Consider the following 25,807-nt stretch of genomic DNA (forward strand, 5'->3'; position numbering starts at 1 on the left):
AACGCCTGATTTCATCTTTGCCCAAATATTCAAAAAGGATGGTGGGTTAACACCCACCCTACACCCTTTGCGTAGGGTGGGTGTCAACCCACCACTCCGCGCGCCGTGGTCACGCACCCACCCAAACCGCCCGCTTTTCCATGATCGCGCCAAACCGGTCTGATGTCTCAAATCGTGCCAACCAGGCCTGCACGCGCGGCCAAGGCTGTGCGGCAAACCACGCCGTATCAATATGGGCAAACTGCCGTACAAACGGCAGCAGCGCATAATCGGCAAGGCTGGCCCGCGCGAACATCCAATCGCCCAGCTGCGCCTCCAAATCGTCAAAAAACCGCACGGCTTCGGCGCGCGCCGCCGCCACCTCGGTGGCCTCATGGCGGACGGCATATTTCACGCGGTCCAAACTGCGCTTGAACGGCCCGTCGGCCCGCGCAATCCAGTCCCACCCCTCGTCCGGCATGTCCAACCAGCCCTCAGGGTCGTTCTGGCGCAGCGCCCACAGCATGATGTCCAAACTTTCGTCAATCACGCCTTGATCGGTCACCAAACAGGGCACCGTCCCGCTGGGTGACGCGGCCAAAAACGCCGCAGGCTTGTCGCGCAGCAAAATCTCGCGCCACTCCACCGCAACCCCCGTCACGGCAATCGCTAACCGTGCCCGCATCGCATAGGGGCAGCGGCGAAAGGAATAAAGGATCGGGGTCATGCAAGGCCTCCCTTAGTCACAATCAGCGAATGCCGGTTTCATTGTCCCGAAAGCAGCGCGTCACGCGTTGTGACCGGCTTGCTGCCGCCAAGGTCACACCCGGCAGGTCACATATTTTCACAAACACGCGGCCGCCAGCAAACCCGCAGGCCGCACCTCGGTTGCGACATAGCGCTGCATCTCGCCAACCCAATTTTTGGCCTTTTGCGCGTTTTCAGGTGCAGGGCCAGCACTGGCAAACTGCTTTTCCAACCCGACCAAGGTGAAAAAGAAAAAGCTCTGCTTGTCTCCCATCGCGCCTGCCTCTTTGCCCTGATCCGGGCGCGCGATCGCCAAAAGATTACTTTTGCGCAAGGCGTCGATGGCATGGTCGCGCAACGCGCCAAAGCCTGGCCCAAAGTTTGCAACAGCGTCTTGGGCTTCGGCAATACCCCAAAATCCCACTTGCGCCAAGACAAAGGCTTGTTGGTCTGGATAGGGCGACATGGCGCGGGGCAGGCGGCCAAGCCGTTCCACATCCCGCATAAAGCGCCCCTCCGCACTACAGGCTTCGCCTTCAATCAGGTTCAAAACCTCTAGGTTGGACAGGCAGCCGTCCTTGGCAAAGGCCGCGCCACTCAACGCTGCGGCGACTATCACGGCCCATATGAGAAGAATGCGATTGTCCATACCCAGCCTTTGGCCCTTGTGTCCGCATCCGCAGGTTAAAATCGGGTTAACAAAAACACATAAATTAAATGATATCAACGGCTTGTAAATATGTCCGCGCGCGAACAAACACGCGAACACCAAGGTTTCAAACCGTATCCAGATACAATTCCAGCTGCTCTTCGGGGCTCAACTCTGCCAGATAATGCATCTCCTGGCGTTTTGTCAGGGCATAATTCCGGATCAAATCGCGGCTGAAAATACGGGGCATGATGTCTGATTTTTCAAAAGCCTCAATCGCGGTTCCCCAATCGGTCGGAATCTGTCCCAACCCATCCTGGGCATAGGCATTGCCTGTCACGGCAGGGGGCGGCTCCACCCCGTCTTCGATCCCGTTCAGGGCCGCGCCCAAAATCACGGCCAGCATCAAATAGGGGTTCACATCCCCCCCAGCGACCCGATGTTCAATTCGCCGCGCCCCGGGTGACCCCGCCGGAATCCGGATTGCCGCAGTCCGGTTTTCATAACCCCAACAAATCGCGACCGGGGCATGGGCATCGGGGACCAATCGTTCATAACTATTGCCATGGGGGGCGAAAAGCAGGGTTGAATCGTTCATCGCTTCCAAACAGCCCGCCACAGCATGGCGCAGCGCAGCGGTTCCTTTTGGCCCGCCCGAGTCGAAAATATTGTCGCCTTTCTCGTCCAAAATTGAGAAATGGGTGTGCAGGCCAGACCCCGAATATTCTGGGTAAGGCTTGGCCATAAAGGATGCCGCAAACCCATGCCGCCGCGCCAGCCCTTTGACCAGCATCTTGAACAGCCATGCATCATCCGCCGCCCGCAAGGCATCATCACAATGCATCAGGTTAACTTCGAACTGCCCGAGGCCGGTTTCCGAAGTTGAGGTGTCGGCGGGAATATCCATCGCCTCACAGGCGTCATAAAGATCGGTAAAGAACGTATCAAACGCGTCCAGCGCACGGATTGACAGGGTCTCGGCAGCCTTGCGGCGCTTGCCTGAACGGGGCGAAGCGGGGACTTGCATCTTTTTGCCGCTATCGTCAATCAGGAAGAACTCTAGCTCCATCGCACAAACCGGGGTCAGCCCCCTCGCCTTATAGCGCGCCACAACGGCGGCAAGCGCCTGACGCGGGCAGCCGTCATAAGGCTGTCCATTTTCGCGAAACATCCAGATCGGCAGCAAGGCCGTCGGCGCCTCGAGCCACGGCATCGGCATGAACCCGCGTTCGGTAGGCTTCAAAACCCCGTCTGCATCGCCTTGTTCAAACACCAACGGGCTGTCATCAATATCCTCGCCCCAAATGTCGAGGTTCAGCACTGAAAAGGGAAATCGAATACCGTCCTTGACCGCCTTGTCAGCAAAGCGCGATGGGATGCGTTTGCCCCGCGCCTGTCCGTTCGAATCTGCCGCAGCCACACGGATCGTGCGAACCTCGGGATGTTTCCTCAGCCAGTCTTTCATGTCTCACCTGATGATTTGCGGGCGCAGTTTGATCTTGCTCCGCTCGTTTGACGGCAAATGCCGGTTCAGCCGCCGGTTTATGGCCCCAAAAATCCAGATCAATGCGAGCGTCAGCAATATGAAATAGAAGGCAACGATGGGGTAAGGCGTAAAAGGGTTAAACGTTTTGTCCACAAAGTAGCTGGCATAATACAGCGCATCACCGCGTTGCCCAAAGGCCGGAAAGCCCGAGAAGAACACCAGCGTGGTGGCATGAAACAAGAAGATCGCCTCGTTCGTATAGGCGGGCCAAGCCAGCCGCATCATGGTGGGCCATTGAATGCGCATAAACCGTGACCATCCCGAAATGCCGTAAGCATCTGCAGCCTCGAGATCACCCTTGGGGATGGATCGCAGGGCACCATAGAAAATCTCGGCGGAATAGGCGGCGGTGTTCAAAAACAGCACGATCAGCGCGCCTGCCCAAGCCCGCGATAGCCAGCTGACCTCGAATACTATGCCAAAAAGGTCGATCCCTTCGCGTGGCAGCAAAACCAGTGCCTCGTATGCCAGAAAGAACTGGATGAACAAAGGCGAGCCGCGAAAGACAAAAATGAACCATTCGGCAGGCTTGCGCGCCACGGCATGGCGCGATGCCTTGGCCAGTGCCAGTGCATTGGCGAACACAAACCCACAAAGCAAGGCAAACACGCCGAAATAGACGTTCCAGATCAGGCCCGACCCGATCAGCGTGAACTGCTGGCACAGCGAAAAATCGGTTTTAGGCAACAGCCGTTCACCAATCCCGATAGAGCGCAGGCCGTAATCGGCAATCGTTTGCAGGCAGCTCATGTCGCGGCCTTTCGTTGGGCTTCGCCTGCTGCTGTGGCTTGCCCATGGCTAAGACGGTTTTGCACGCGTGTCAGCACCACTTCGGAAAATTTGGTCATCGCAAGGTAAAACACGAGCAGCGCAAGAAAGTAATAAAGCCGCCAATCGGGGTGGGGAAAGGCATAGACGGCGGTTTTGGCACCGCCCAATTCACGGGCCCAATAGACGATATCCTGCACACCCAGCAAGAACAGCAAAGGCGTAGCTTTGATTAAAATCATCCATAAATTTGACAGACCGGGCAGGGCATAGACCCACATCTGCGGCACCAACACGCGGCGAAACACCTGTCCGTGGTTCATGCCATAGGCTTCGGCTGTTTCAAGCTGCGCGCGGGGCACGGCCTGCATGGCGCCATATAAAACATTCGCCGCAAAGGCGCCAAAAACCAGCGCAAAGGTGATGACAGCCAGCACAAAGCCGTAGATCGAATGCCAAACCTGTGGCGACGAATTCTGTGGCACCTTGGCCTGAGGGCAAACCCGAAATTCCAACCCGTTGCGGATGGGATCTGTCCAATCGGGGCAGCGTACCTGATGCACCAGCCATTCGATGCTTTGGTCCAAGGCGATGACAAAGAACAGGAAAAACACAATATCGGGAATGCCGCGCACCATCGCGGTATAGCCTTTGCCAAGGATACGCAGCGGCAAATGCGGCGACCGCGCCAGCATTGCTCCGCCAAAGCCAAAGGCCAAAGCTGTGGGGGCGGTAACGACCAAAAGGGTGAGGACCGTCAGAAACGACCAATAGAAATCAATATGCTTACCCGTGGTGAGGTAGCACGACAGCCAGTTCAGGCCTTGCAAGGACGAAGGGTCGACACAGCTTGAAAACATGAAAATCCGATAAGGGCAGCACCTACCTTTTTGCAAAACGGTGCAAAGCGGCGGGCGCTGCCCAAGATTGTGTCAAATCAGTAGGTGGCAACCTTGTCGCCAAACCACTTTACGATCAAGGTGTTCAGCGATCCGTCGGCCTTCATCGTTGCGATTGCCGCATCAAATTTGTCGCGCAATTCGGTGTCGGATTTACGCAGACCCATGCCCACGCCATCACCGATTTGCACTTCTTCACCCGCCCAGGCGAATTGTCCGCCGGACTGCTCCAGAATTGGCACCAGATAGTCCTTGTCGGCAAACACGGCGTCTGCTTCGCCGTTGCGTACAGCGGCTACGGTTTCATCCGGGGTCGCAAATTCAACTAGGGTTGCTCCGCTTGCGGCCACATGCGCCGACTGCACTGTGCCGGTTTGTGCCGAAACCACACCGCCCATTACATCGGTGTCCGCGCTCAGCGCCATGTAGGCAGAGGTTGCGGGGGGAATGTAGTTTTGGGTAAAGGCAAGCACCTCGGCGCGTTCTGCCGTAATATTCATGCCCGCAATGATAACGTCATAGTTGCCGGACTGAAGGTTTGGGATGATGCCATCCCAATCGGTTGTGACCCATTCGCAGGTCAGGGCCGCCAGTTCGCACAGCTTGTCGCCGACTTCACGTTCGAAACCGTCAACTTCGCCGGCATCATTGATAAAGTTGTAGGGGGGGTAGGCGCCTTCAGTCCCCAAGCGGATGGTTTGTGCGGATGCCGCGCCAGCCGTCAGGGCCAGCAGTGCAGTTGTCAGGATAAGTTTTTTCATTGATAGCTCCCTAGTGTAAACGTGATGGTTCTTTGTGCCCTAGCCGCCAGCGGAAAGGAAGCCACGCAAACGCTCTGTCTGCGGGTTTCCAAACACGGCACTGGGGGGGCCTTCTTCTTCTGTAACGCCTTGGTGCAGGAAAACGACGTGGTCAGACACATCGGCGGCAAGCCGCATATCATGCGTGACCAGCAGCATGGTGCGACCCTCTTCGGCCAAAGCTTTGATCACCTTGACCACCTCTTGCTCCAACTCGGGGTCCAGCGCCGAGGTGGGTTCGTCAAACAGCAAGGCGCGGGGTTCCATGCACAGCGCGCGGGCAATGGCGGCGCGTTGTTGTTGGCCGCCCGACAGCATCGCAGGCCAGGCATCGGCCTTGTCGCCAATTCCCACCTTGTCCAGATAGTGCCGCGCCTTGGCTTCAACCTCTTTCGGGTCGCGTTTCAGAACGGTGACGGGGGCCTCCATGACGTTTTGCAGGATGGTCATATGGGACCAAAGATTGAACTGCTGAAACACCATCGACAGGTTCGTGCGGATGCGCGTCACCTGCGCACGGTTGGCGGGGTGTCGGTTCAGCCCTTCGCCGCGCCATTGAACGGCCTCGCCTTCGAATTTGATCACGCCTTGCTGGCTGTCTTCCAGCAAATTGCAGCACCGCAGCAGCGTCGATTTGCCCGAGCCCGACGACCCGATCAGCGAAATCACATGCCCCTTGGGGGCAACCATATCGATGCCCTTAAGCACCTCAAGTTGGCCATAGCTTTTGTGCAGATCCCGGATTTCGATGACCGGAGTGTCCGTGTCAGCGTTTTCAGGTGTGGAAAGGGGGGCGGTTAAGGTCACAAAGGCTCGCTGATTAGGTTTTCGCCGCAAAGTAGGGCGTATTATGAATGGGTTTGCAACGGGGATTGTGCCAAAGCGTTGCGTCAACGCGGCCAAATCGACCAATTCTTACATCGGAAAGGCAGCACTCACATGCGCGAGGCCTTTTGGCGGGCAAGTGCAGATTGCTGATCCGTCAATCCCAACAGGTTGGCGACAAGCCGCATCAATTGGTCTTCGGCTGCATCGCGGCTGTCATCGGCAAGTGCGACCGACCACATCGCCTGAACCAGACCTGACCGTTCCTCAAGCGCCGTGCCTTCCTTTATCGCGCGGGTAAAGCGGACCGTATCAGGGGCTTCTTGCTCCAATACCTCTGCCTGCAGACGCATTTCGGCGGCGGCAGCTGGGGCAAGGCCGTGGCGCGCGCCCAAGACCTTGTCGATTCGTGCAATCTCAACCGGTGAATAGTCGCCATCGGCGCGGGCCAATCGCACAAGCAAAGCCGCCAACGCCAAATCGGCATCGGGTTCTGGCAAACGATCGGTTTTCGGGGCCGTCAGGCGGCGGATCAAGGCGTCAAACATCAGAATGGTATAAGCACTTTAGCCCCGCCTGCCAATCACGAGATGCGGAGCCGATAAAAAATTCGTACAAAATGTGCGTTTTTCGGTTTCGTTCATAACCCGTTAACCTTGGTTGGTGAATGCTTGAAGGAGTTAACCCGAAAGCTGCCCAATGGATTCGGACCTTTTTGATCATGCTCGCGCGGCCCCAGCTGTTTTGTCAGACAGCCAGCGCATGGACTGGTTGCGCCTTATCCGTTCGCGGCGGGTCGGGGCCGTAACCTTTCATCGGTTGATTGCTGAACACGGCTCTGCGGCAGCGGCGCTTGACGCGCTGCCTGAAATCGCAGCAGCGGCAGGCGTAAAGGACTATTCGACTTGCGCCGTGGAAGTTGCCGCACACGAGGCGTCTTTGGCCCGCATCGCTGGCGCAAAAATGATCTGCTGGGGCGAGCCTGGGTATCCTGAGGCGCTGTATGATCTGCCGGATGCGCCGCCTGTGATCTGGGCCATTGGCAATGTTGACCTGCTCAATCGCCCCAGCGTGGCAATGGTGGGCGCGCGCAATGCGTCCAGCCTAGGGCTGCGCATGGCCACCCGCTTGGCCGAAACCTTGGGCGAAAAGGGCTTTGTCGTAGTGTCCGGCCTTGCACGTGGCATTGATGCGGCCGCGCATAAGGCCGCACTGGCATTGGGCACCATCGCGGTACAGGCCGGAGGTGTAGACGTGATCTACCCCGAGGAAAACGCCGTGCTCGCCGCCGAGATTGCGGCAAAAGGCTGTAGGATTTCCGAACAACCCATGGGGCTTACCCCTCAGGCCCGCCATTTCCCGATGCGGAATCGGCTGGTGTCGGGCCTGTCGCGTGCCGTTGTGGTGGTTGAGGCTGCGGCGCGGTCCGGCAGCCTGATCACTGCGCGCAATGCCTTGGACCAAGGCCGTGATGTGTTGGCTGTACCGGGCCATCCCTTTGATGCCCGCGCCGCTGGATGCAACATGCTGATCCGCGATGGCGCGACCTTGGTGCGCAGCTCATCAGACGTAATTGAAGCTATTGGAACCGGATTGCCGCACATGCGCGCCGAACCCACGCGCCCCGATCCTGTAGTCCAGCCCCACCAGCCCTTGCCAGGGCCGGTTCCCGCCCGTCGCCCCTTGGCTGATATGGCGCAGATCCATAGTCAAATCCTCGCCCGCCTTGGCCCCAGCCCCTTGGCCGAGGATCAATTGATCCGTGACCTAGCTATGCCCCCCAGCCGGATAACCCCTGAACTGTTGGCCTTGGAACTGGAAGGCAAGGTTTTGCGTCAGGCCGGTGGATTGCTGTCGCGGGTCGATTGAAGGCCCCAGAAATCTGAGGGTTACAGGCAAAAGCCCGAATTGCAGCCGAACCTCCCCTTGTGGACGCCCGAAAAAAAGGCAATCAGGTCAAGCGCTTTGGGTTTGCCGCATGCCTCCATTGACATTGGCCCCCATCCGCCCACATCTTGCCCCGCCACCATAGGGTCCGCAAATAAAGAGGTTTTCATGGCTGTTGTCGTTGTAGAGTCCCCCGCCAAGGCCAAGACAATTAACAAATATTTGGGCTCGAACTATACAGTTCTCGCGTCCTTTGGCCACGTGCGTGATTTGCCCCCCAAGGATGGATCGGTCGACCCTAACGACGAATTTGCGATGAAATGGGAAGTGGCGGCAGATAGTAAAAAGCATATCAAGGCAATCACCGATGCGCTGAAAAGCGACAATGAACTGATCCTCGCGACCGACCCTGACCGCGAAGGCGAGGCGATTTCGTGGCATCTGCAAGAGGCACTGGCCAAAAGCATCAAGAAAGATACCAAGGTCAGCCGCGTCACCTTTAACGCCATCACCAAGGCGGCTGTGACCGAGGCGATGAAAAACCCGCGCCAGATTGATGTGCCGCTGGTCGATGCCTATCTGGCCCGCCGAGCGTTGGACTATCTGGTGGGGTTCACCTTGTCGCCCGTGCTGTGGCGCAAGCTGCCGGGTGCGAAATCGGCGGGCCGTGTGCAATCGGTCTGCCTGCGCCTTATTGTGGAACGCGAGATGGAGATTGAGTCCTTTCGTGCCCGTGAATTCTGGGGCGTGAACGCCCGCCTGACCACACCGCGCGGGCAGGAATATGATGCGCGTTTGACGGTGCTTGGTGGCAAGAAATTGGACAAATTCGACATTTCCAACGTCGAAGCAGCCGATCTGGCGGTCCAAGCTGTCAGTTCTCGAACATTGATCGTGCAATCCGTTGAGGCAAAGCCAGCATCGCGCAACCCGTCCGCGCCCTTTATGACCTCGACCTTGCAGCAAGAGGCGAGCCGCAAGTTCGGGATGGGCGCCAAGCAAGCGATGGGTGCGGCACAGCGTCTTTATGAGGGGGGCCATATCACCTACATGCGAACCGACGGCATTGATATGGCGCCTGAGGCTGTGACTGATGCGCGCGCCACGATTGCGGACCGGTATGGTGCGAAATACGTGCCTGAAACCCCACGTGTTTACAAAAACAAAGCCAAAAACGCGCAAGAGGCGCATGAGTGCATCCGCCCCACTGATATGTCCAAAGCCGCCGATGATCTGCGGTTGGATGGTGAGCAGAAAAAGCTCTATGACTTGATCTGGAAACGCACGATTGCCAGCCAGATGGCGGCGGCGCGGTTGGAGCGGACGACTGTTGATGTGAGCAGCAAAGATGGCCAAGTCGTGCTGCGCGCGACGGGGCAAGTGGTGCTATTTGACGGGTTTTTGAAGCTGTATGAAGAAGGCCGCGACGATGAGGATGGCGACGAAGGCCGCCTGCCGCAAATCATGCAAGGTGAGGCCGCCGAGTTTGTGAAAGGCGCGTTTGTCGAGGCCTTTGCCAAGGCAGCCTCTGCCAGTGATGATGTGATCGAAGGGTCTGCAACGCGGGTGCCTTCGGCTGTGACCAATGCGGGCAAGTCGGTACTGGGGGCGCAACATTTCACCCAGCCGCCGCCGCGTTACACCGAGGCGACCTTGGTCAAACGGATGGAAGAGTTGGGGATCGGGCGGCCATCGACGTATGCCTCGATCATGACCACGATTGTGGACCGCGAATATGTTCGCAAAGACAAAAACCGCCTGTTTCCCGAGGATAAGGGGCGGCTGGTCACGGCGTTTTTGTCGAATTATTTCCGTAAATATGTGGAGTATGATTTCACCGCTGACCTTGAGGGGCAGCTTGATGACGTGTCGGCCGGCGACCGCGATTACAAAGAAGTGTTGGCGCGGTTCTGGCGGGATTTCTCGGCGGCGATTGCCGAGACAGCGGACTTGCGGATTGGCGAGGTGCTCACCAAGATTGATGAGTTTCTGGCTCCGCATCTTTACCCCCCCCGCGCCGATGGGTCGGATCCGCGGGTTTGCCCTGTCTGTGGCGAGGGCCGCTTGCATCTGAAAACGGCGCGGTCTGGTGGGGCGTTTATCGGCTGCGGAAGCTACCCTGAATGTCGGTATACTCGCCCGATTTCGGTTGCTGGCGGTGAAGAAGGTGTTGCGATCTCTCCGGATGGGCAGGTGCTGGGTGTCGATGATAACGGCGAGCAGATCAGCCTGCGGACGGGGCGATTTGGCCCCTATGTTCAGCGGGGCGAGGCCACGGAAGAGGTTCCGAAACCGCCGCGGGCCAGCCTGCCGAAAGGGTGGGGGCCGGAAGCGATGACGCTGGAAAAGGCGCTGACCTTGCTGTCTTTGCCGCGCCAGATTGGGCCGCATCCTGAGGATGGGGAAATGGTTGAGGCCGCGATTGGGCGGTATGGACCTTATGTGAAGCATAACAAAGTCTACGCGAACCTGCCCGATGTGGAGGAGGTTTTCACGATCGGGATGAACCGCGCCGTTGAGGTTTTGGCGAATAAATATTCTAAGGCGCGGGTTGCGGCGGAGCCGATTAAAGATTTGGGTGAGCATCCTGAAGGCGGGCCGATGGCTGTGATGCCGGGCCGATATGGGCCTTATATTAAATGGGGCAAGGTGAACGCGACGGTTCCGAAAGAGATCGAGCCGGCAGAGGTATCAGTCGAGCAGGCAATTGAATTGTTGAACGAGAGGGCGGCGAAAACGGGGACGAAAAAGAAAGCCCCCGCCAAGAAAGCGGCCACCAAGAAAGCCACCCCCAAGAAAGCCGCAGAGAAAAAGCCCGCTGCAAAGAAACCGGCGGCGAAAAAGGCCTCGGCTAAGAAGGCCGCAGCGAAAAAGACCGAGGAATAATGAGAAATGTCCGCGTGCGGTCATTTCTATAAGTCATTGATACAGTTGTGGTTTCAGTTTTCTGTTAACTGAATTTTAAGGTGTTCGCGTGGGGCACATTCTACTGTGCTGTGGCGGGGTGAACCCCGACCCACGGGGCCAAGCCGCCATCAATAGCACTGTATTAACATTGTAAAGCCCGTTGCTTTTTCAGCAATTTCTTCGGGCGCAAGGGCTGCGCCCGGTTGGGCGATCATTGGGTCTATTCCGTTTGACCCCATAAACAGCTTGGCTATTTCACCCCGAATGGCGAAGTTCACGTTCTGTGGCGTGTCGCCAAACCGATCATTGATGTTGTCACTGTTCAGTTTTGAGACCACAACGGCGACGACACTGCCGTCAGCCGCCAAAACGGGGCCGCCCGAGTTTCCGGATTGAACCGGTGCGGTTATCTGAAGCTGCGTTGCATCCCCCGTAACACCTTTGAGGCTGGACACCGCCCCACGTGTCACGTTGACCCCACCAAGCACGCTGGACAGCGGATAGCCCACCACCGTTACGTCAGAGTTCAACCTCGCAGGGCCTTGGGCAAAGGCGGCGACATTCGGGGCGGTGGGGAGGGCTACCGAAAGCAGAGCAAGATCAAAATCAGCCGAGGTATCAAGGACCGTTGCTGTATTTTGCCCGATTCGCAGCGTGCTGCACCCGTCAATGACATGCGCGTTGGTCAGTACATGCCCTTGAGCAGACACATAAAAGCCGGTGCCTGTCGATTTTACCGCAGAGTTTGTTGCGGGTGCCAGTGTCGGTGCGGGGAGGGCAGGTGCTGCAGTCGCCCCGCTTTGCGTGTTGACCTGAGCCAATATCTCCTCGACCAGATTAGCAAGCCTACCGCCAGTTGGAAGGGAGATTGCAGAAGCACGGCCCTTGGTTATCGAGGCCGCAACGGCCATCATCGTGGGTTCATCCGAGCGATTGGCAGACAGGACGATTGTGGACCAAGCCCCAGCAGATTGAAGCGAGCGCACGTAAAGCACGGTGCCATCGCGTAGTTGGGCAGAGGTGATCCAAGTAGCATCGTGCCGCAAAGTATAGGCTTGATCTGACCATTGTGGGCGCAATTGTGCATAGCTGTGGACCGATCGCATTTGGGTGGTATCGCCAATGTTGATCGAATAGGCGAGGCTGCTTTTGGTGTGGTTGAAGCTGACGAAAAGGTCGGTGCCGCTTGTGTCTGACATGGCAGAGGTGGGCACAAGAAAGGACAAGCCCAAAACATCCCAATACTGCTGTTTCCAGCCGTTTTGCGCGAATTGATCACTGACTGAAATTACCAAAGCGGCTGAATGGGCGTTCAATGCAGGAAAAAAGTCGAACTTTTTTCGGGCATAACGATCCAGCGCGTCTTGGCTGCGGTTGCCCCAAGCCCCATCCAAAAGCCCATTGTAAAGCCTTTCAAAGGCGAGGGCCGTTTGTAAAAAGCGCTGTTCGTCAGTGTCGAACAGGTCCGCGCGTAATGGGTCAAATAAGGGTTGGGCGGCAGTTGGAACGGGCGTGAACAATAGGGCGACCAGCACAAGACGAATGCGAAACATCCCGAACCCTTTCCAGTATTTGGCCCAAGATTGCGCGTAGCAGGCGGACTGTAAAGAGCTTTGCCGCAGTGCCCTTATGCGCCTCGCGGGTTCACCAGCCGCCCCATCACATGTGCCGCCGTGAGCGTGCCGATGCGCGCCCCCCTTTCGGTGACGGCGATTTCGATGGCACCGTCGCGGATCAGTTCCATGATCTGAATGACAGGGGTTTCGGCGTCGCGTTCGGTGGTCGCCGTGCTTGGCCCTGCTTGCATGACATCGCGGGCTGTGAGGACGGAAAGCGGGTTCATATGGGCGACGAAATCGGCGACATATTCCGACACGGGGTTGGCGATAATCTCGCGGGCGGTGCCGCATTGCACGATGCGACCACCCTCCATCAACGCGATGCGGTTGCCGATTTTGAACGCCTCATCCAGATCATGGCTTACGAAAACGATGGTGCGTTTCAGGCGGGTTTGCAGTTCTAGCAGCTCGTCCTGCAACCGTGCGCGGATGAGCGGGTCGAGGGCGGAAAAGGGTTCGTCCATCAGCAAAATCGGCGCATCGGTGACAAAGGCGCGGGCAAGGCCCACGCGTTGCTGCATGCCGCCCGAAAGTTCGCCCACCTTGCGGTCGGCCCATTGGGACAGGTTTACCAGTTCCAACTGCGCCTCGACTGCCGTGCGGCGCTGGGCGGGGGATTGGCCTGCAAGCTCTAAGCCAAGGCCAACGTTTTCGCGCACGGTGCGCCACGGTAGCAGGCCGAATTGCTGAAACACCATCGCGATATTGGACAGGCGCAGGCGGCGCAGGGTGGCGGTATCGGCATGGGTCACCGAGGTCATTTTATCGCCGTCTTTGACGCGGACTTCGCCACGCACAACAGGGTTTAACCCGTTGACACCGCGCAAGAGGGTGGATTTGCCCGAGCCGGACAGGCCCATCAGCACAAGAATTTCGCCCGTTGCCACATTGAGCGTGCAGTTGTGAACGCCCAGAACTTGGCCCGTGGCGGATTGAATGTCGGGGCGCGATTGGCCTTGGTCCATCAGGGGCAAGGCGACATCAGGGCGGTCGCCAAAAACGATAGAGACATTGTCGAATTCTACAGCATTCTGAGTCATTTTTTGGCCATCCCCAGCATGACGCGCAAGACGGTGGCCAGCGCCACGATGACAAAGCCGGATTCGAACCCAAGGTCGGGTTTCATCCGGTTCAGGCCGTTCAGCACGGGTTGGCCAAGCCCGCCTGCGCCAACCAGCGTGGCGATGACGACCATCGACAGCGACAGCATAATGGTTTGGTTCAGGCCCATCATGATTTGCGGAAAGGCCGAAGGAAGTTCGACCTTGAGCAGTTTTTGCATGGGCGTGGCGCCGAATGCGGTCGCTGCCTCGGTCAGTTCGGTGGGAGTGGAGGAGATGCCGAGATGTGTGAGGCGGATTGAGGCGGGCAGGGCGAAGATGACGGTGGCGATAAGGCCGGGGACCTGGCCAAGCCCGAAAAAGATAACGGCAGGAATGAGATAGACGAAAGGCGGCAAGGTTTGCATGAGGTCGAGGACGGGTTCGATTGCCGAATAGACCCATTTGCGGCGGGCGGCGAAAATGCCGGTGGGCAGGCCGATCCCCATGCACACGATGCAGGACACAAGGATCAGGGCGAGGGTTTCGATCGTGCGGTCCCAGTAGCCTTGGTTGATGATGAACAGCATGCCGGCCGCGACGATGGCGCATTTTTTGACGTTGCGTTGCAGGGCGTAGGTGATGGCGGCGAACAGCAATGTCATGCCGAGGGGGCCAATGGTTTCGATGGACCATGTGACGCCGTCGATGATGCCGTTCAGCCCGTCCGAGATGAGGTCGAAGAGCCAGGATGCGTTTTGTTTCAGCCAGTTGACGCCGCTTTGGGCCCATTCACCCATCGGGATTTTGAAGGCGGTCAGCGTGTCGATAAGGGGGGTGAGCAGGGCCATTTGGATCCTCGGGGCGGATGGTCGGCAAGAAAAAGGCCCCGGGTTACGCCGGGGCCTGATGGAGTTAGTTGGCGAGTGCGGCCGTGACAGCCGCTATCGCATCGCCGCCGTCGCGTGTGGTGACACCGTCCAGCCAAGCGGTCAGCGTGTCGGGATTGGCGGCAAGCCATGCCTTGGCTGCGGCCTCGGGGGATTCGCCTCTGTCAAGGATTGCGCCCATGATTTCGTTTTCCAGTTTCAGCGAAAACTCGAGGTTCTGGAGCAATTTGCCGGTGTTGGCGCATTCGGTCACATAACCCGCGCGGGTGTTGGTGGCCACGGTGGCACCGCCCAGATCGGGGCCAAAGAAATCATCTCCGCCGGGCAGGTAGGTCATGGCGATATTGGCGTTCATCGGGTGAGGTTCCCAGCCGAGGAAAACGATAGGTTCATTGCGTTCCTCTGCGCGCGTGGCTTGGGCAAGCATGCCTTGTTCGGAGCTTTCCACGACTTCGAACCCCTTCAGGCCAAAGGCATCGCCGTCGACCATATCCAAGATCAGGCGGTTGCCGTCATTGCCGGGCTCAATGCCGTAAATCTTGCCATCCAGCGCGTCGCGCGCCTGTGCAATTGAGGCGAAATCGGTGATCCCAGCAGCGACCCCTGCGGCATTTGTGGCCAGCGTATACTTGGCGCCTGTCAGGTTGGTGCGCACGGTATCCACGGTTTTCGCCTCACGGTAGGGGGCGATATCGGCCTCCATAGTGGGCATCCAATTGCCAAGGAAAACGTCGATATTGCCTTCGGCCATTGAGGCGTAGGTGATTGGCACCGACAAAACCTTGGTTTCGGTTTCATAGCCAAGCGCCTGAAGAACAAGCGACGTTACGGCGGTGGTGGCGGTGATGTCGGTCCAGCCTACATCAGAAAAAGTGACTTTGTCGCAATTGGCGGCGGCGGGGCCTGCAAGGATAAGTGCGGCGGCGCTGGCCAGAAGGCTGAGTTTGATCGTGGACATAAGGTATCCCCTTGTTGATTGCGGTTTTTTGTTGATTGACGAGTCAATAAACGTCACAATAGCCGGTATAGCAAGTTTTTTATGGAATCCTGCAATGCCCAAGCTTGGAATGGAGCCTATCCGAAAGACCGCTTTGGTCAAAGCGACGATTGTTGAAATCGGGCGCGCGGGGTCTTTGGATGTGACCGTGGGACAGATTGCCAAGCGGGCGGGGATGTCGACCGCGCTGGCGCATCATTATTTCGGCGGCAAGGAGCAGATCTTTTTGGCGGCAATGCGACACATCCTGTCGCTGTACGGGGCTGAAATTCGCGGGGCGCTGGCGACTGCGACCACCCCGCGCGCGCGGTTGGAGGCGATTGTGCTGGCGTCGTTCAGCCCCGCCAACTTTCGCCGTGAGGTGGTGAGTGCCTGGCTGAACTTTTATGTGCTTGCCCAAACGGTGCCGGGGGCGCGGCGGTTGCTTTCGGTGTATCAACGCCGCTTGCACGCCAACCTGTTGCACGCGTTGCGCCCCATTGTCGGCGGGCGGGCCGAAGAAATTGCGCTGTCTTTGGGCGCTTTGATCGACGGGGTTTACCTGCGAGAGGCGCTGAGTGCGGGGCCATCGGATGGCAGGGCATCGGCCAAGGTGGTGCAGGACTTTTTGGCCGCAGAACTTTTGCGATTTGACATGACACAACAGAAAGGGGCCGACCTATGATCGCGCAACCCAAAGCGAGCCATTTTGTAAATGGCGATTGGATGGAAGACACAGACGGTGCGGTGATCGAGGTGATTTATCCCGCCACGGGCGCGGTGATTGCCACACTGCACGAGGCGACGCCTGCGGTGATTGACGCGGCGCTTGCGGGGGCCAAGGCCGCGCAAGGCGCATGGGCGGCGAAGAAGCCCGTTGAGCGGGGCCGGATTTTGCGGCGCGCGGCGGATTTGATCCGCGAACGCGGCGATGCGCTGGCGCGGTTGGAAACGCTGGATACGGGCAAGCCTTTGCAAGAAACGCTGGTGGCGGATTGGCCATCCGGAGCGGATGCGCTGGAGTATTTTGGCGGGTTGGCCCCGACTGTGACAGGCGAGACGATCCCGCTGGGCGGCGATTTTGCCTATACCCTGCGTGAGGCGCTGGGCGTATGTGTGGGGATTGGCGCGTGGAATTACCCGAGCCAGATTGCTTGCTGGAAATCAGCCCCTGCCTTGGCGATGGGCAATGCGATGGTGTTCAAACCATCCGAGGTGACGCCTTTGGGCGCGCTGGAGTTGGCCGCGATTTTCATTGAGGCGGGGTTGCCTGCGGGGCTGTTTAATGTGGTGCAAGGTCGTGGGGCAGTGGGTGCGTCATTGGTGACGGACGCACGTGTGGACAAGGTATCGCTGACCGGATCGGTGCCTACGGGGCGCAAGGTTTATGCAGCAGCGGCCGAGGGCATTCGCAATGTCACGATGGAATTGGGGGGCAAATCGCCGTTGATTATTTTCAACGATGCCGATTTGGACAGCGCGGTCGGGGCGGCGATGATGGCGAATTTCTATTCGGCAGGGCAGGTCTGTTCCAACGGGACGCGGGTGTTTGTGCAAAAGGGCATCAAGGCCGCGTTTTTGGCGCAGTTGAAGCTGCGGGCGGAAAAGATTGTGCTGGGCGATCCGATGGATATGGCGACCCAGATGGGGCCGTTAGTATCGGCTGTGCAGGTGGACAAGGTGATGAGCTATGTAAACGGGGCCGTGACCCAAGGGGCGCAGTTGGTTACGGGCGGTGGGCGGGATGGCATGTTTGTGCAACCCACGGTATTTTCCGATGTGACCGATGACATGGTGCTTGCCTGTGAAGAGGTGTTTGGGCCGGTGATGGCTGTTCTTGATTTTGTGGATGAAGATGAGGTTGTAACCCGCGCCAATGACACGGATTTTGGGTTGGCGGCGGGGGTTTTTACCGCTGATTTGGCCCGTGCGCACCGCGTTATTGGCGCGTTGCAGGCGGGCACGTGCTGGATCAACACCTATAACCTGACGCCGGTGGAAATGCCGTTTGGCGGGTCGAAACTTTCGGGTGTTGGGCGTGAAAACGGCAAGGCGGCGCTGGAGTATTACAGCCAGATCAAGAGCGTTTATGTCGGTATGGGGCCGGTTGACGCGCCGTATTGAGTTGCTCTTGGGGGCTTGCGCCAGTGTTTTGGCGTGGCTCCCGCCCACCCACCCCGCCACGCCAAAACACTGGCTGGGGCGGACCTTTGACGCGAAAGTTTGGACGGATATGCAGGCGGATTATGTGATTGTTGGGGCAGGGTCCGCGGGCTGTGCGATGGCGTACCGGTTGGGCGAGGCGGGGGCTTCGGTTATCGTCATCGAGTTTGGCGGTACGGATGCGGGGCCGTTCATTCAGATGCCGGCAGCGCTGTCCTATCCGATGAACATGGGCCTGTATGATTGGGGGATGTCGAGCGAGCCCGAGCCGCATTTGGGCGGACGGTCGCTGGTCACGCCGCGCGGCAAGGTGATTGGCGGGTCATCGAGCATCAACGGCATGGTCTATGTGCGTGGCCATGCCCGCGATTATGACCATTGGGCCGAAGCGGGGGCGGATGGTTGGGCTTATGCGGATGTGCTGCCCTATTTCCGCCGGATGGAGCATTGGCATGGCGGCGCGTCTGAATACCGCGGCACCGATGGGCCTTTGCACATTACAAGAGGACCGCGCGATAACCCCTTGTTTGATGCCTTTATTTCGGCAGGTGAACAGGCCGGATACCCTGTGACGCCAGATTATAACGGGGCGGCGCAAGAGGGGTTTGGCCCGATGGAGGCCACGATTTACAAAGGGCAGCGTTGGTCGGCGGCGAATGCTTATTTGAAGCCTGCCGTGACGCGCGGGAACGTGACTGTGGTGCGCGGGTTGGCGCGTAAGGTGGTGATGAAGAACGGGCGCGCCGTTGGGGTAGAGCTGTCGCGCGGCGGCAAGGTTGAGGTGATCTTGGCCGCAAAAGAGGTGATCTTGGCGGCGTCGAGTTTGAATTCGCCCAAGCTGTTGATGCTGTCGGGGATTGGGCCCGCGGCGCATTTGGCCGAACACGGAATTGATGTTGTGGCGGATAGGCCGGGGGTTGGCAGCAATTTGCAAGACCATCTGGAGGTTTACATGCAGTTTGCCAGTAAGCAGCCGATTACCCTGTACAAATATTGGAACCTGTTGGGCAAAGCGCTGATCGGGGCACAGTGGTTGTTTACCCGCAAGGGTTTGGGCGCGTCGAACCAGTTTGAGGCTTGCGGGTTTATTCGCAGTAAGAAGGGTGTGGAATACCCTGATATTCAGTATCATTTCCTGCCGATCGCCGTGCGCTATGATGGTAAGGCGAGTGCTGAAGGCCACGGGTTTCAGGTGCATACTGGCCCGATGCGCAGCCCGTCGCGGGGCACGGTGCGCCTGCGGTCAAGTGACCCTGCGGCGAAGCCTGTCATCCGGTTCAACTATATGTCTGACCGCCAAGATTGGGAGGATTTCCGCGCCTGCATTCGCCTGACGCGCGAGGTGTTTGCCCAAGCTGCGATGGAGCCGTTTGTGAAGCATGAGATCCAGCCGGGGGCAGGCGTGCAGACGGACGCCGAGATTGACGCGTTTATCCGTGAACATGCGGAAAGCGCCTATCACCCGTGCGGGACGGCGCGGATGGGGCGGCGCGATGATCTAATGGCGGTGGTGGACGCTGAGTGTCGGGTGATCGGGGTAGAGGGGTTGCGGCTGGCCGACAGCTCGATCTTTCCGCGCATTACCAACGGAAATTTGAACGGACCGTCGATTATGGTTGGCGAAAAGGCGGCAGATCATATCTTGGGGCGCGTGCCTTTGGCGCCGATGAATTTGGCGCCTGAAGTGAATGAGAATTGGCGCGCGGCGCAGCGGTAACTGGGGGGTAAGGTTAACTGAGCTTAACTAAGGTTAACCAATAGTTAACAAAACCCTTGATTTGCCGCCGGTTTGGGCGGAATACGGGGGTATGTTAACACTTCGTACCGCTCTTGTTCTGATTTTGGCCCTTGTCACTCCAGCCCATGCTCTAACCCTTTCTGGGCAGGCGCGGGTCGTTGATGGTGACAGTCTTGTGGTGGCGGGCGAGCGGGTCCGGCTGTTCGGGATTGACGCGCCCGAGCTGAAACAGCGCTGCGATGTGTCGGGGCGCAACTGGGCCTGTGGTGCGTGGTCCAAAGAGACGCTGGCCAAGATTGTCGGGCAAGGCGTCTTGCGCTGCGAGGCGCTGGAGCGTGACCGCTATGGCCGCATGGTGGCGCGCTGTATGGTTTCGGGGCGTGATGTCTCGGCACAGATGGTGCTTGCGGGGGCGGCGACTGCCTATCTGCGCTATTCTCGTGATTACACGGGCGCCGAGGCACAAGCCAAACGTGAGGCGCGGGGGCTTTGGTCGGGGGCTGTGACGGCGCCGGATGCCTATCGCAAAGGTCGCGAAACGCGGTACGGCGGCGCCTGCGGGCTGTAGGATCAAAGGCAATATCAGCGCAAAGGGCAAGCGGATTTACCATATGCCTGGCCAGCGCGATTATTACGCGACACGGATTGCGACGGGCAAGGGTGAGGCGTTTTTCTGTACAGAAGCCGAGGCGCGGGCGGCGGGATTTCGGGCCGCAAAACGCTAGGGCTCGACCATTTTGATCCGTGTCAAAGCGGGGCTGAGCGGCGTGGGCCATACTTGGGAATACGTAAATAACCAAGGAGCATTTTATGTCGCATACCCCGCACGAATTGGCTGAAGAATTCCCGATATATGTGGAGAAAATGCACAAGCTGAAGCTGGAAGACGCGCATTTTGCCAAGCTGTTTGATGCCTATCATGAGGTGAACCGGGCCGTGCATCGGGCCGAAACCGACCTGGAGCCCACGGATGATGCGCATGAAACAGCGTTGCGCAAAGAACGTGCCCGCCTGAAAGACGAGATTTACGCGATGTTGTCGGCCTAACTGGCGGCTAGGTGGTAAAGGTGTCGGGGCCGATGCCGTAAGGCACGACCCCGCGCCTGTCCGGATCGACCGAAAGTTGCTTTTCCAAGGGTGGGACAGACCGTTGGTGGCAATCGGGGCGTTCACAGATGCGGCAGGAAATGCCGATGGGTTCAAATCTGCCGCGCAGATCCAGACCATCGGCATAGACCAGTTTTGGCGCATGAGCGATTTCACAGCCCAATCCGATGGCATAACGCTGTACGGGCGCGCCAAACGCGCCGCCAGATTTTGACACATCGCGCGCAAGGCAAACATAGCGCACCCCATCGGGCGTTTCGGCCAGTTGGCGCAGGAAACGGCCCGGTGTTTCAAAGGCTTGATGGACGTTCCACAGCGGGCAAGCGCCGCCGAAGCGCGCGAATTGAAAGCGGGTGGCGGAATGGCGTTTGGTAACGGTGCCAGCCTGATCGACCCGCACGAAAAAGAACGGTACGCCTTTGGCCCCCGGGCGTTGCAAGGTGGACAGACGGTGGGCGACCTGTTCGATGGAGCTGTCGAAAAGGTCGGACAGACGCTCTAGGTCGTGGCGCTCACGGTCTGCGGCCTCAAGAAACGCGGTGTAGGGCATGATGGCCGCACCCGCGAAATAGTTCGCAAGACCGATTTTCGCGATCCCGCGCGCCTGCGGGCTGTGAAATTGCGCAAGGTCCAGCGTTGCCTCGAACAAATCATTTTGGGTAAGCAGGGCGACTTGATGCAGCAAGTGAAAGCGGCGGGTGGCACCTGTTACGCGCGCCGATAGGGCCAGATGCTTGGTTTTCGGGTCAAAGCGGCGGATGTCTGTGGTGTTCGAAAGGGTCAAGTCTATGCAAAGGCTTTCGAGGGTAGCAAGGGCGGTGCTTTCAATCGGGATATCAGGGCCTTGCAGCGTGGCGTAGCGTTCCGCTGCGCGGTCAATGGCGTCTATGTAATTGTCGCAATAGTGAAAGAAATCGCGCACCTCTTCCCACGGAGAGGGGGACAGAGACGCCTCATTCCGGCCCAAGGCATCATCGAAGCTGGCAAGGCGTTCATGGCTTTGGCGGTAGGCGCGGTGCAGGTCCAAGAACGCGCGGGCAAGGGCCGGGGCGTTGGAGGCGGCAAGGCGCAGGTCTGCCAAAGGGGGCGGTGTTGTGAAGACGGGGTCGGCCAATGCCTCACGCATGTCGGTGACCATGCGTTCGCTGTCGCCTGTTGTCAGCTCGGTTACATCCAGCCCAAATTCCTGCGCGAGGCCCAGCACCACACCTGCCGAAATGGGGCGGTTGTTGTTTTCCATCTGGTTCAGGTAGGGCAGGGATACATCAAGTTTTTGCGCAAACATCTTTTGCGTCAGGCGCAGCCGCGCGCGCAATTCGCGCAGTTTTACGCCGGCATAAAGTTTTTGCGTGGCCATTGTTTGCCCCTTGATTTGCAAACCGTACGGTGGCTTTGCAAACCCGTGGCGTCAAGCGCCTTTGATCTGGTTTTCGCGGCGAATCACCCACAAAATACACAGATACGAGGCGAGGGAGGTGAGCAGCATCAAAAGGATCAGCGGCATCGGCCCCGTTTCAGGATCCAAAAGAAAGCCCGCAAGCGCAGACAAGGCCGCACCAACCCCGATAAGGAATGACCCGCCAAGCCCTGCCGCCGAACCTGCCAGTTTAGGGCGCACCGACAGCATACCCGCATTGGCGCTGGGCGACAGTAAGCCATTGCCAAGGCCCACAAAAATCATCAATCCAAAGAACAAGACGGGCCCCGAAAGGCCTGCAAGTTCCAGCAACGCAAGGGCCGCCATGCCAAGAGTTGAGGTCAACGCGCCCGCAATCACCATGCGGTTTACGCCATAGCGCACAGCGTAGCGGCCCGAGAAGAAGTTGCCCGCCATATAGCCCAAAGCAGGTGCGCCGAAGTAAAGGCCAAGGGTTGCGGCATCCATTTTGAAAAACGTGGTGCCGATGTATGGCGCGCCACCTAGATAGGCAAAGAATGCGCCGGAGGCAAAGCCAGCAGCCAGGCAATAGCCCCAAAACCGCTGCGAGGTGAGCAGGTCGGGGTATTGGCGAAACTGCGCAGTCATGCTGGTGGCGCGGCTGGTCGTGGTTTCGCCCATGTCAAAGTAGACCACGACGCACATCGCAGCCCCCGACAGCATCATCATCATGAAAGAGGCCTGCCAGCCGAAGGCGCTGTCGAGTAGGCCACCGATAACTGGGGCGATCATTGGGACCATCGCCATGCCCATCTGTACATAGCCGATCATCGAGGCGGCTTGGTCTTGGGGGACCATATCGCGCACCGCGGCACGCGACAGCACAAAGCCGGAGGCGACAACCGCCTGCACGAGGCGGCAGGCGAGAAAGATGCTGTAATTGGGCGCAAGCAGCGACCCTGCGCAGGCCAGCGTAAAAATTATTGCAGCGGCCAGCATAACGGGACGTCGGCCAAAACGGTCGGATATCGGGCCGACAAACAGTTGCAAGAGCGCGGTTGTGGCGAGGTAGAGCGACAATGACAGCTGCATCACCGCGTAATCGACCCCGAAATATGCGGCCATTGAGGGCAGCGACGGGAGAAATACGTTTAGTGACATCGCAGCGACGCCAGCGAGCAGCACGAGTGTGGTTAGATGCGGGGCGGTGGTCCGGTCAAAATAGCGGACAGTCGGTCTTATGCTCATTACCTTTGGCTACGCCGATCTGTCTGGTCTGTCCATGCCAGAAATGGTTGGCGCGTGTCGGCCGCTAGAGTTCATTCGCAAGTTTGCAATTTGCAGTATTTTTATACCAATATGTTTGCAAATTTTCTGAATTTTGCTTTCCCAATGGGCCTGCCCCCGTTAGATTGCGTCAAAATACTGGGGGAGGCCTACGATGAAAGATATCTTGCAGCAGCTGGAAGACCGCCGTGATGTGGCCCGTCAGGGTGGCGGCGAGCGCCGTGTGGCGGCGCAGCATTCCAAGGGCAAGTTGACCGCGCGCGAGCGGATCGAGCTGTTGCTGGACGAAGGATCGTTCGAAGAATTTGACATGTTCGTCGCCCACCGCTGCACCGATTTCGGGATGGAAAAAGATCGGCCTGCGGGCGACGGGGTGGTGACGGGCTGGGGCACGGTGAATGGCCGGATGGTCTATGTGTTTTCGCAGGACTTTACGGTTATGGGTGGGTCTGTTTCCGAAACTCACGCGCAAAAGATATGCAAAATCATGGACATGGCGATGCAAAACGGCGCGCCGGTTATCGGGATGAATGATTCCGGTGGTGCGCGCATTCAAGAAGGTGTGGCTAGTCTTGCCGCCTATGGCGAGGTGTTTCAGCGCAATATCATGGCGTCGGGCGTGGTGCCGCAGATCAGCTTGATCATGGGGCCATGCGCGGGCGGCGCGGTGTATTCGCCCGCGATGACCGACTTTATCTTTATGGTCAAAGATTCGTCTTATATGTTCGTGACAGGCCCCGATGTGGTGAAAACCGTGACGAACGAGGTGGTGACAGCCGAGGAATTGGGTGGGGCGTCGACCCACACCAAGAAAAGTTCGGTCGCCGATGGCGCCTATGAAAATGATGTCGAAGCGCTGGCCGAAACGCGCCGCCTGATCGACTTTTTGCCTTTGTCAAACCGCGAGAAGGCACCGACCCGGCCGTTCTTTGATGATCCGGCGCGGGTGGAACAAAGCCTTGATACGCTGATCCCCGACAACCCGAACCAGCCGTATGATATGAAGGAATTGATCCTGAAGCTGGCGGATGAAGGCGATTTCTTTGAAATCCAAGCGGCTTTTGCGGGCAACATCATCACCGGCTTTATCCGGATTGAAGGGCAATCCGTGGGTGTTGTTGCCAACCAGCCAACGGTTTTGGCGGGCTGTTTGGATATTGATAGCAGCCGCAAGGCCGCGCGGTTTGTGCGGTTTTGCGATGCGTTCGAAATTCCGATCCTGACGCTGGTGGATGTGCCTGGGTTCCTGCCCGGCACTTCACAGGAATATGGTGGGGTGATTAAACACGGCGCGAAACTGTTGTTTGCGTATGGCGAGGCGACTGTGCCGAAAGTGACGGTGATCACCCGCAAGGCTTACGGCGGTGCCTATGACGTGATGGCGTCCAAGCATCTGCGCGGCGATTTCAACTATGCCTGGCCCACGGCAGAAATTGCGGTGATGGGGGCCAAAGGGGCGACCGAAATCATTTATCGCGGCAAAACCGCCGAGGAAATTGCCGAGCGTACATCGGAATATGAAGCGCGTTTTGCCAACCCGTTTGTGGCGGCCGAAAAAGGATTTATCGACGAGGTGATCATGCCGCATTCCACACGGCGGCGTATTGCACGGGCATTTGCAAGTTTGCGTGGGAAGAAGCTTACAAATCCGTGGAAAAAGCACGATAACATTCCGCTATAACCTTTGGAAGCGGAGCGCCTTATGCCCAAGACGATCGACATCACGAAAGAAGCTGACATGGATCGGCTGGGCAGGGCGTTGCTGCCCGCGCCTTTGCTGCGAAAGGCCAAAGCATGACGGGGGCAACACAGGCAGCAGCCGTTGCCGAAACTGCAGTACAGATGTTTGGTGTGCCGTCAGGGCAGCCCGTGACGTTGCAAGATTTGTTCTGGGAAGAGGGCGACAATCTGGTGTTGCGCGTGCGGTTTTTGACCCCGCAAATTGCGCGAGACGCTGGTACAGTGGATTATGACACGGCGACCAAGGACATGCTGCATCTGTGCGACACGGTTGTACGGCCACAGGTCGAGGCGGGAGAGGATAAGCCGGATCAGATTATCATATCTTTTTCCGATATCGAGGTGCCGTTTGGCGAAGCAGACCCCGCTGCCACGCAGTTTTTCGAGGCCTATCGCATCGAAAATGGGGCCTGTATATGGGAGGTGTACTGATGAAACCGCTATATATGGTAGCAACAGGCAAAAACTCGCCGCTTCGTGATGTAGGCAAGCCACAGGGTGTCTTCTTGTGTAAAGACCTATGTCTTTCGTATCGGGGACAGGCTATTGTTTCTGAAGGCCGAACCCAAGCGGCCGATACCTTGCATTGGGGACGCTTTGCGGAACAGTCCGCGGAGTCAACCCCACAAAAAACCAGGAGTCGAGGATGTCCACGAGCGCAAAAACAATTATCGCCCTTTGCACTGTTGCCTTTATGGCAGCTTGCGGCGGCGCAAAGCAGACTGAAACTGTTTACGTTGAAGAAGCTGTTTCGCAAGAGCCAGTCTACACCGGCAAATACAAGTAATATTTGGGGGCGGGCCGGTGGCGCGCTTGGCGCCATGCCCGCCCTTTTTCTATCTGGAACCGCCTTTGCACCCGT

At 58.1% G+C, this 25,807-nt stretch carries 25 protein-coding genes; 11 read left to right on the forward strand and 14 right to left on the reverse strand.

What is annotated here, in order from left to right; genetic code table 11:
* Window positions 1-109 precede the first annotated feature (109 nt).
* From G560_RS0103615 to G560_RS0103650, 8 genes are all read right to left on the reverse strand, one after another.
* Complete coding sequence (locus tag G560_RS0103615) at window positions 110-706, reverse strand: glutathione S-transferase N-terminal domain-containing protein (protein WP_022702946.1); 597 nt, start codon at window positions 704-706, stop codon at window positions 110-112.
* A gap of 117 nt (window positions 707-823) precedes the next feature.
* Window positions 824-1,375, reverse strand: coding sequence for a hypothetical protein (locus tag G560_RS0103620; protein ID WP_022702947.1), 552 nt, complete (start codon window positions 1,373-1,375; stop codon window positions 824-826).
* A gap of 127 nt (window positions 1,376-1,502) precedes the next feature.
* Window positions 1,503-2,840, reverse strand: a complete 1,338-nt coding sequence (locus G560_RS0103625) for a glutamine synthetase family protein (RefSeq protein WP_022702948.1) — start codon at window positions 2,838-2,840, stop codon at window positions 1,503-1,505.
* A 3-nt stretch (window positions 2,841-2,843) separates the two neighbouring features.
* Window positions 2,844-3,671: an ABC transporter permease gene (locus G560_RS0103630; protein WP_022702949.1), complete on the reverse strand. Its 828-nt coding sequence runs from the start codon at window positions 3,669-3,671 to the stop codon at window positions 2,844-2,846.
* Window positions 3,668-4,549, reverse strand: coding sequence for an ABC transporter permease (locus G560_RS0103635; protein ID WP_022702950.1), 882 nt, complete (start codon window positions 4,547-4,549; stop codon window positions 3,668-3,670). The genes G560_RS0103630 and G560_RS0103635 overlap by 4 nt, the downstream gene beginning before the upstream one ends.
* A 77-nt stretch (window positions 4,550-4,626) precedes the next feature.
* The gene (locus G560_RS0103640) at window positions 4,627-5,349 is read right to left on the reverse strand and encodes a transporter substrate-binding domain-containing protein (RefSeq protein WP_022702951.1); all 723 of its coding nucleotides are present in this window, start codon (window positions 5,347-5,349) and stop codon (window positions 4,627-4,629) included.
* A gap of 39 nt (window positions 5,350-5,388) precedes the next feature.
* Window positions 5,389-6,195 carry an ABC transporter ATP-binding protein gene (locus G560_RS0103645; RefSeq protein ID WP_022702952.1) on the reverse strand — a complete coding sequence of 269 codons (807 nt, stop codon included), beginning with the start codon at window positions 6,193-6,195 and terminating at the stop codon, window positions 5,389-5,391.
* 128 nt (window positions 6,196-6,323) lie between these two features.
* On the reverse strand, window positions 6,324-6,761 hold the full coding sequence (locus G560_RS0103650) for a tellurite resistance TerB family protein (protein ID WP_022702953.1): 438 nt from the start codon (window positions 6,759-6,761) through the stop codon (window positions 6,324-6,326).
* A gap of 151 nt (window positions 6,762-6,912) precedes the next feature.
* Between G560_RS0103650 and dprA the strand changes: the two genes are divergently transcribed.
* Both dprA and topA read left to right on the forward strand, forming a co-directional pair.
* Window positions 6,913-8,082: a DNA-processing protein DprA gene (dprA, locus tag G560_RS0103655; protein ID WP_022702954.1), complete on the forward strand. Its 1,170-nt coding sequence runs from the start codon at window positions 6,913-6,915 to the stop codon at window positions 8,080-8,082.
* 186 nt (window positions 8,083-8,268) lie between these two features.
* The gene (gene topA / locus G560_RS0103665; protein ID WP_022702956.1) at window positions 8,269-10,986 is read left to right on the forward strand and encodes a type I DNA topoisomerase; all 2,718 of its coding nucleotides are present in this window, start codon (window positions 8,269-8,271) and stop codon (window positions 10,984-10,986) included.
* 149 nt (window positions 10,987-11,135) lie between these two features.
* On the opposite strand, the gene G560_RS0103670 is transcribed toward topA, so the two are convergent.
* The 4 genes from G560_RS0103670 to choX all read right to left on the reverse strand — a co-directional run bounded on the left by G560_RS0103670 (window position 11,136) and on the right by choX (window position 15,514).
* Complete coding sequence (locus tag G560_RS0103670; protein ID WP_022702957.1) at window positions 11,136-12,560, reverse strand: S1 family peptidase; 1,425 nt, start codon at window positions 12,558-12,560, stop codon at window positions 11,136-11,138.
* Between the two features lie 74 nt (window positions 12,561-12,634).
* A complete protein-coding gene (gene choV, locus G560_RS0103675; protein WP_022702958.1) occupies window positions 12,635-13,666 on the reverse strand; it encodes a choline ABC transporter ATP-binding protein in 1,032 nt (343 codons plus the stop codon).
* Window positions 13,663-14,517: a choline ABC transporter permease subunit gene (gene choW, locus G560_RS0103680; protein WP_022702959.1), complete on the reverse strand. Its 855-nt coding sequence runs from the start codon at window positions 14,515-14,517 to the stop codon at window positions 13,663-13,665. Before choW ends, choV begins: the two co-directional genes overlap by 4 nt.
* 64 nt (window positions 14,518-14,581) lie before the next feature.
* Complete coding sequence (gene choX / locus G560_RS0103685) at window positions 14,582-15,514, reverse strand: choline ABC transporter substrate-binding protein (protein WP_022702960.1); 933 nt, start codon at window positions 15,512-15,514, stop codon at window positions 14,582-14,584.
* Window positions 15,515-15,608: 94 nt separating this feature from the next.
* Here choX and betI point away from each other — a divergent pair, with 94 nt between their 5' ends.
* The 6 genes from betI to G560_RS0103710 all read left to right on the forward strand — a co-directional run bounded on the left by betI (window position 15,609) and on the right by G560_RS0103710 (window position 20,480).
* On the forward strand, window positions 15,609-16,217 hold the full coding sequence (betI, locus tag G560_RS18440) for a choline-binding transcriptional repressor BetI (RefSeq protein WP_155947135.1): 609 nt from the start codon (window positions 15,609-15,611) through the stop codon (window positions 16,215-16,217).
* Complete coding sequence (betB, locus tag G560_RS0103695; protein WP_022702962.1) at window positions 16,214-17,656, forward strand: betaine-aldehyde dehydrogenase; 1,443 nt, start codon at window positions 16,214-16,216, stop codon at window positions 17,654-17,656. The genes betI and betB overlap by 4 nt, the downstream gene beginning before the upstream one ends.
* Before the next feature lie 109 nt (window positions 17,657-17,765).
* A complete protein-coding gene (gene betA / locus G560_RS0103700) occupies window positions 17,766-19,412 on the forward strand; it encodes a choline dehydrogenase (RefSeq protein ID WP_028913691.1) in 1,647 nt (548 codons plus the stop codon).
* Window positions 19,413-19,503: 91 nt separating this feature from the next.
* Window positions 19,504-20,001 (forward strand): thermonuclease family protein, encoded by a 498-nt coding sequence (locus G560_RS19895; RefSeq protein WP_338053579.1) that lies wholly within the window; start codon window positions 19,504-19,506, stop codon window positions 19,999-20,001.
* 43 nt (window positions 20,002-20,044) lie between these two features.
* A complete protein-coding gene (locus tag G560_RS21815) occupies window positions 20,045-20,158 on the forward strand; it encodes a hypothetical protein (RefSeq protein WP_476748446.1) in 114 nt (37 codons plus the stop codon).
* A gap of 85 nt (window positions 20,159-20,243) precedes the next feature.
* Window positions 20,244-20,480: an HP1242/YdcH family protein gene (locus G560_RS0103710; RefSeq protein WP_022702964.1), complete on the forward strand. Its 237-nt coding sequence runs from the start codon at window positions 20,244-20,246 to the stop codon at window positions 20,478-20,480.
* Between the two features lie 7 nt (window positions 20,481-20,487).
* On the opposite strand, the gene G560_RS0103715 is transcribed toward G560_RS0103710, so the two are convergent.
* Both G560_RS0103715 and G560_RS0103720 read right to left on the reverse strand, forming a co-directional pair.
* Window positions 20,488-21,897 (reverse strand): helix-turn-helix domain-containing protein, encoded by a 1,410-nt coding sequence (locus G560_RS0103715; RefSeq protein ID WP_028913692.1) that lies wholly within the window; start codon window positions 21,895-21,897, stop codon window positions 20,488-20,490.
* Between the two features lie 51 nt (window positions 21,898-21,948).
* Window positions 21,949-23,166, reverse strand: coding sequence for a multidrug effflux MFS transporter (locus tag G560_RS0103720; RefSeq protein ID WP_022702966.1), 1,218 nt, complete (start codon window positions 23,164-23,166; stop codon window positions 21,949-21,951).
* A 193-nt stretch (window positions 23,167-23,359) separates the two neighbouring features.
* Here G560_RS0103720 and G560_RS0103725 point away from each other — a divergent pair, with 193 nt between their 5' ends.
* The 3 genes from G560_RS0103725 to G560_RS21280 all read left to right on the forward strand — a co-directional run bounded on the left by G560_RS0103725 (window position 23,360) and on the right by G560_RS21280 (window position 25,732).
* A complete protein-coding gene (locus G560_RS0103725; protein ID WP_022702967.1) occupies window positions 23,360-24,886 on the forward strand; it encodes an acyl-CoA carboxylase subunit beta in 1,527 nt (508 codons plus the stop codon).
* Between the two features lie 113 nt (window positions 24,887-24,999).
* Window positions 25,000-25,377 (forward strand): DUF6497 family protein, encoded by a 378-nt coding sequence (locus G560_RS0103735; protein WP_022702969.1) that lies wholly within the window; start codon window positions 25,000-25,002, stop codon window positions 25,375-25,377.
* A 214-nt stretch (window positions 25,378-25,591) separates the two neighbouring features.
* Window positions 25,592-25,732, forward strand: coding sequence for a hypothetical protein (locus G560_RS21280; protein ID WP_022702970.1), 141 nt, complete (start codon window positions 25,592-25,594; stop codon window positions 25,730-25,732).
* The last annotated feature ends 75 nt before the right edge of the window (window positions 25,733-25,807 follow it).

This window comes from Pseudorhodobacter ferrugineus DSM 5888 (assembly GCF_000420745.1).
Lineage (GTDB): Bacteria > Pseudomonadota > Alphaproteobacteria > Rhodobacterales > Rhodobacteraceae > Pseudorhodobacter > Pseudorhodobacter ferrugineus.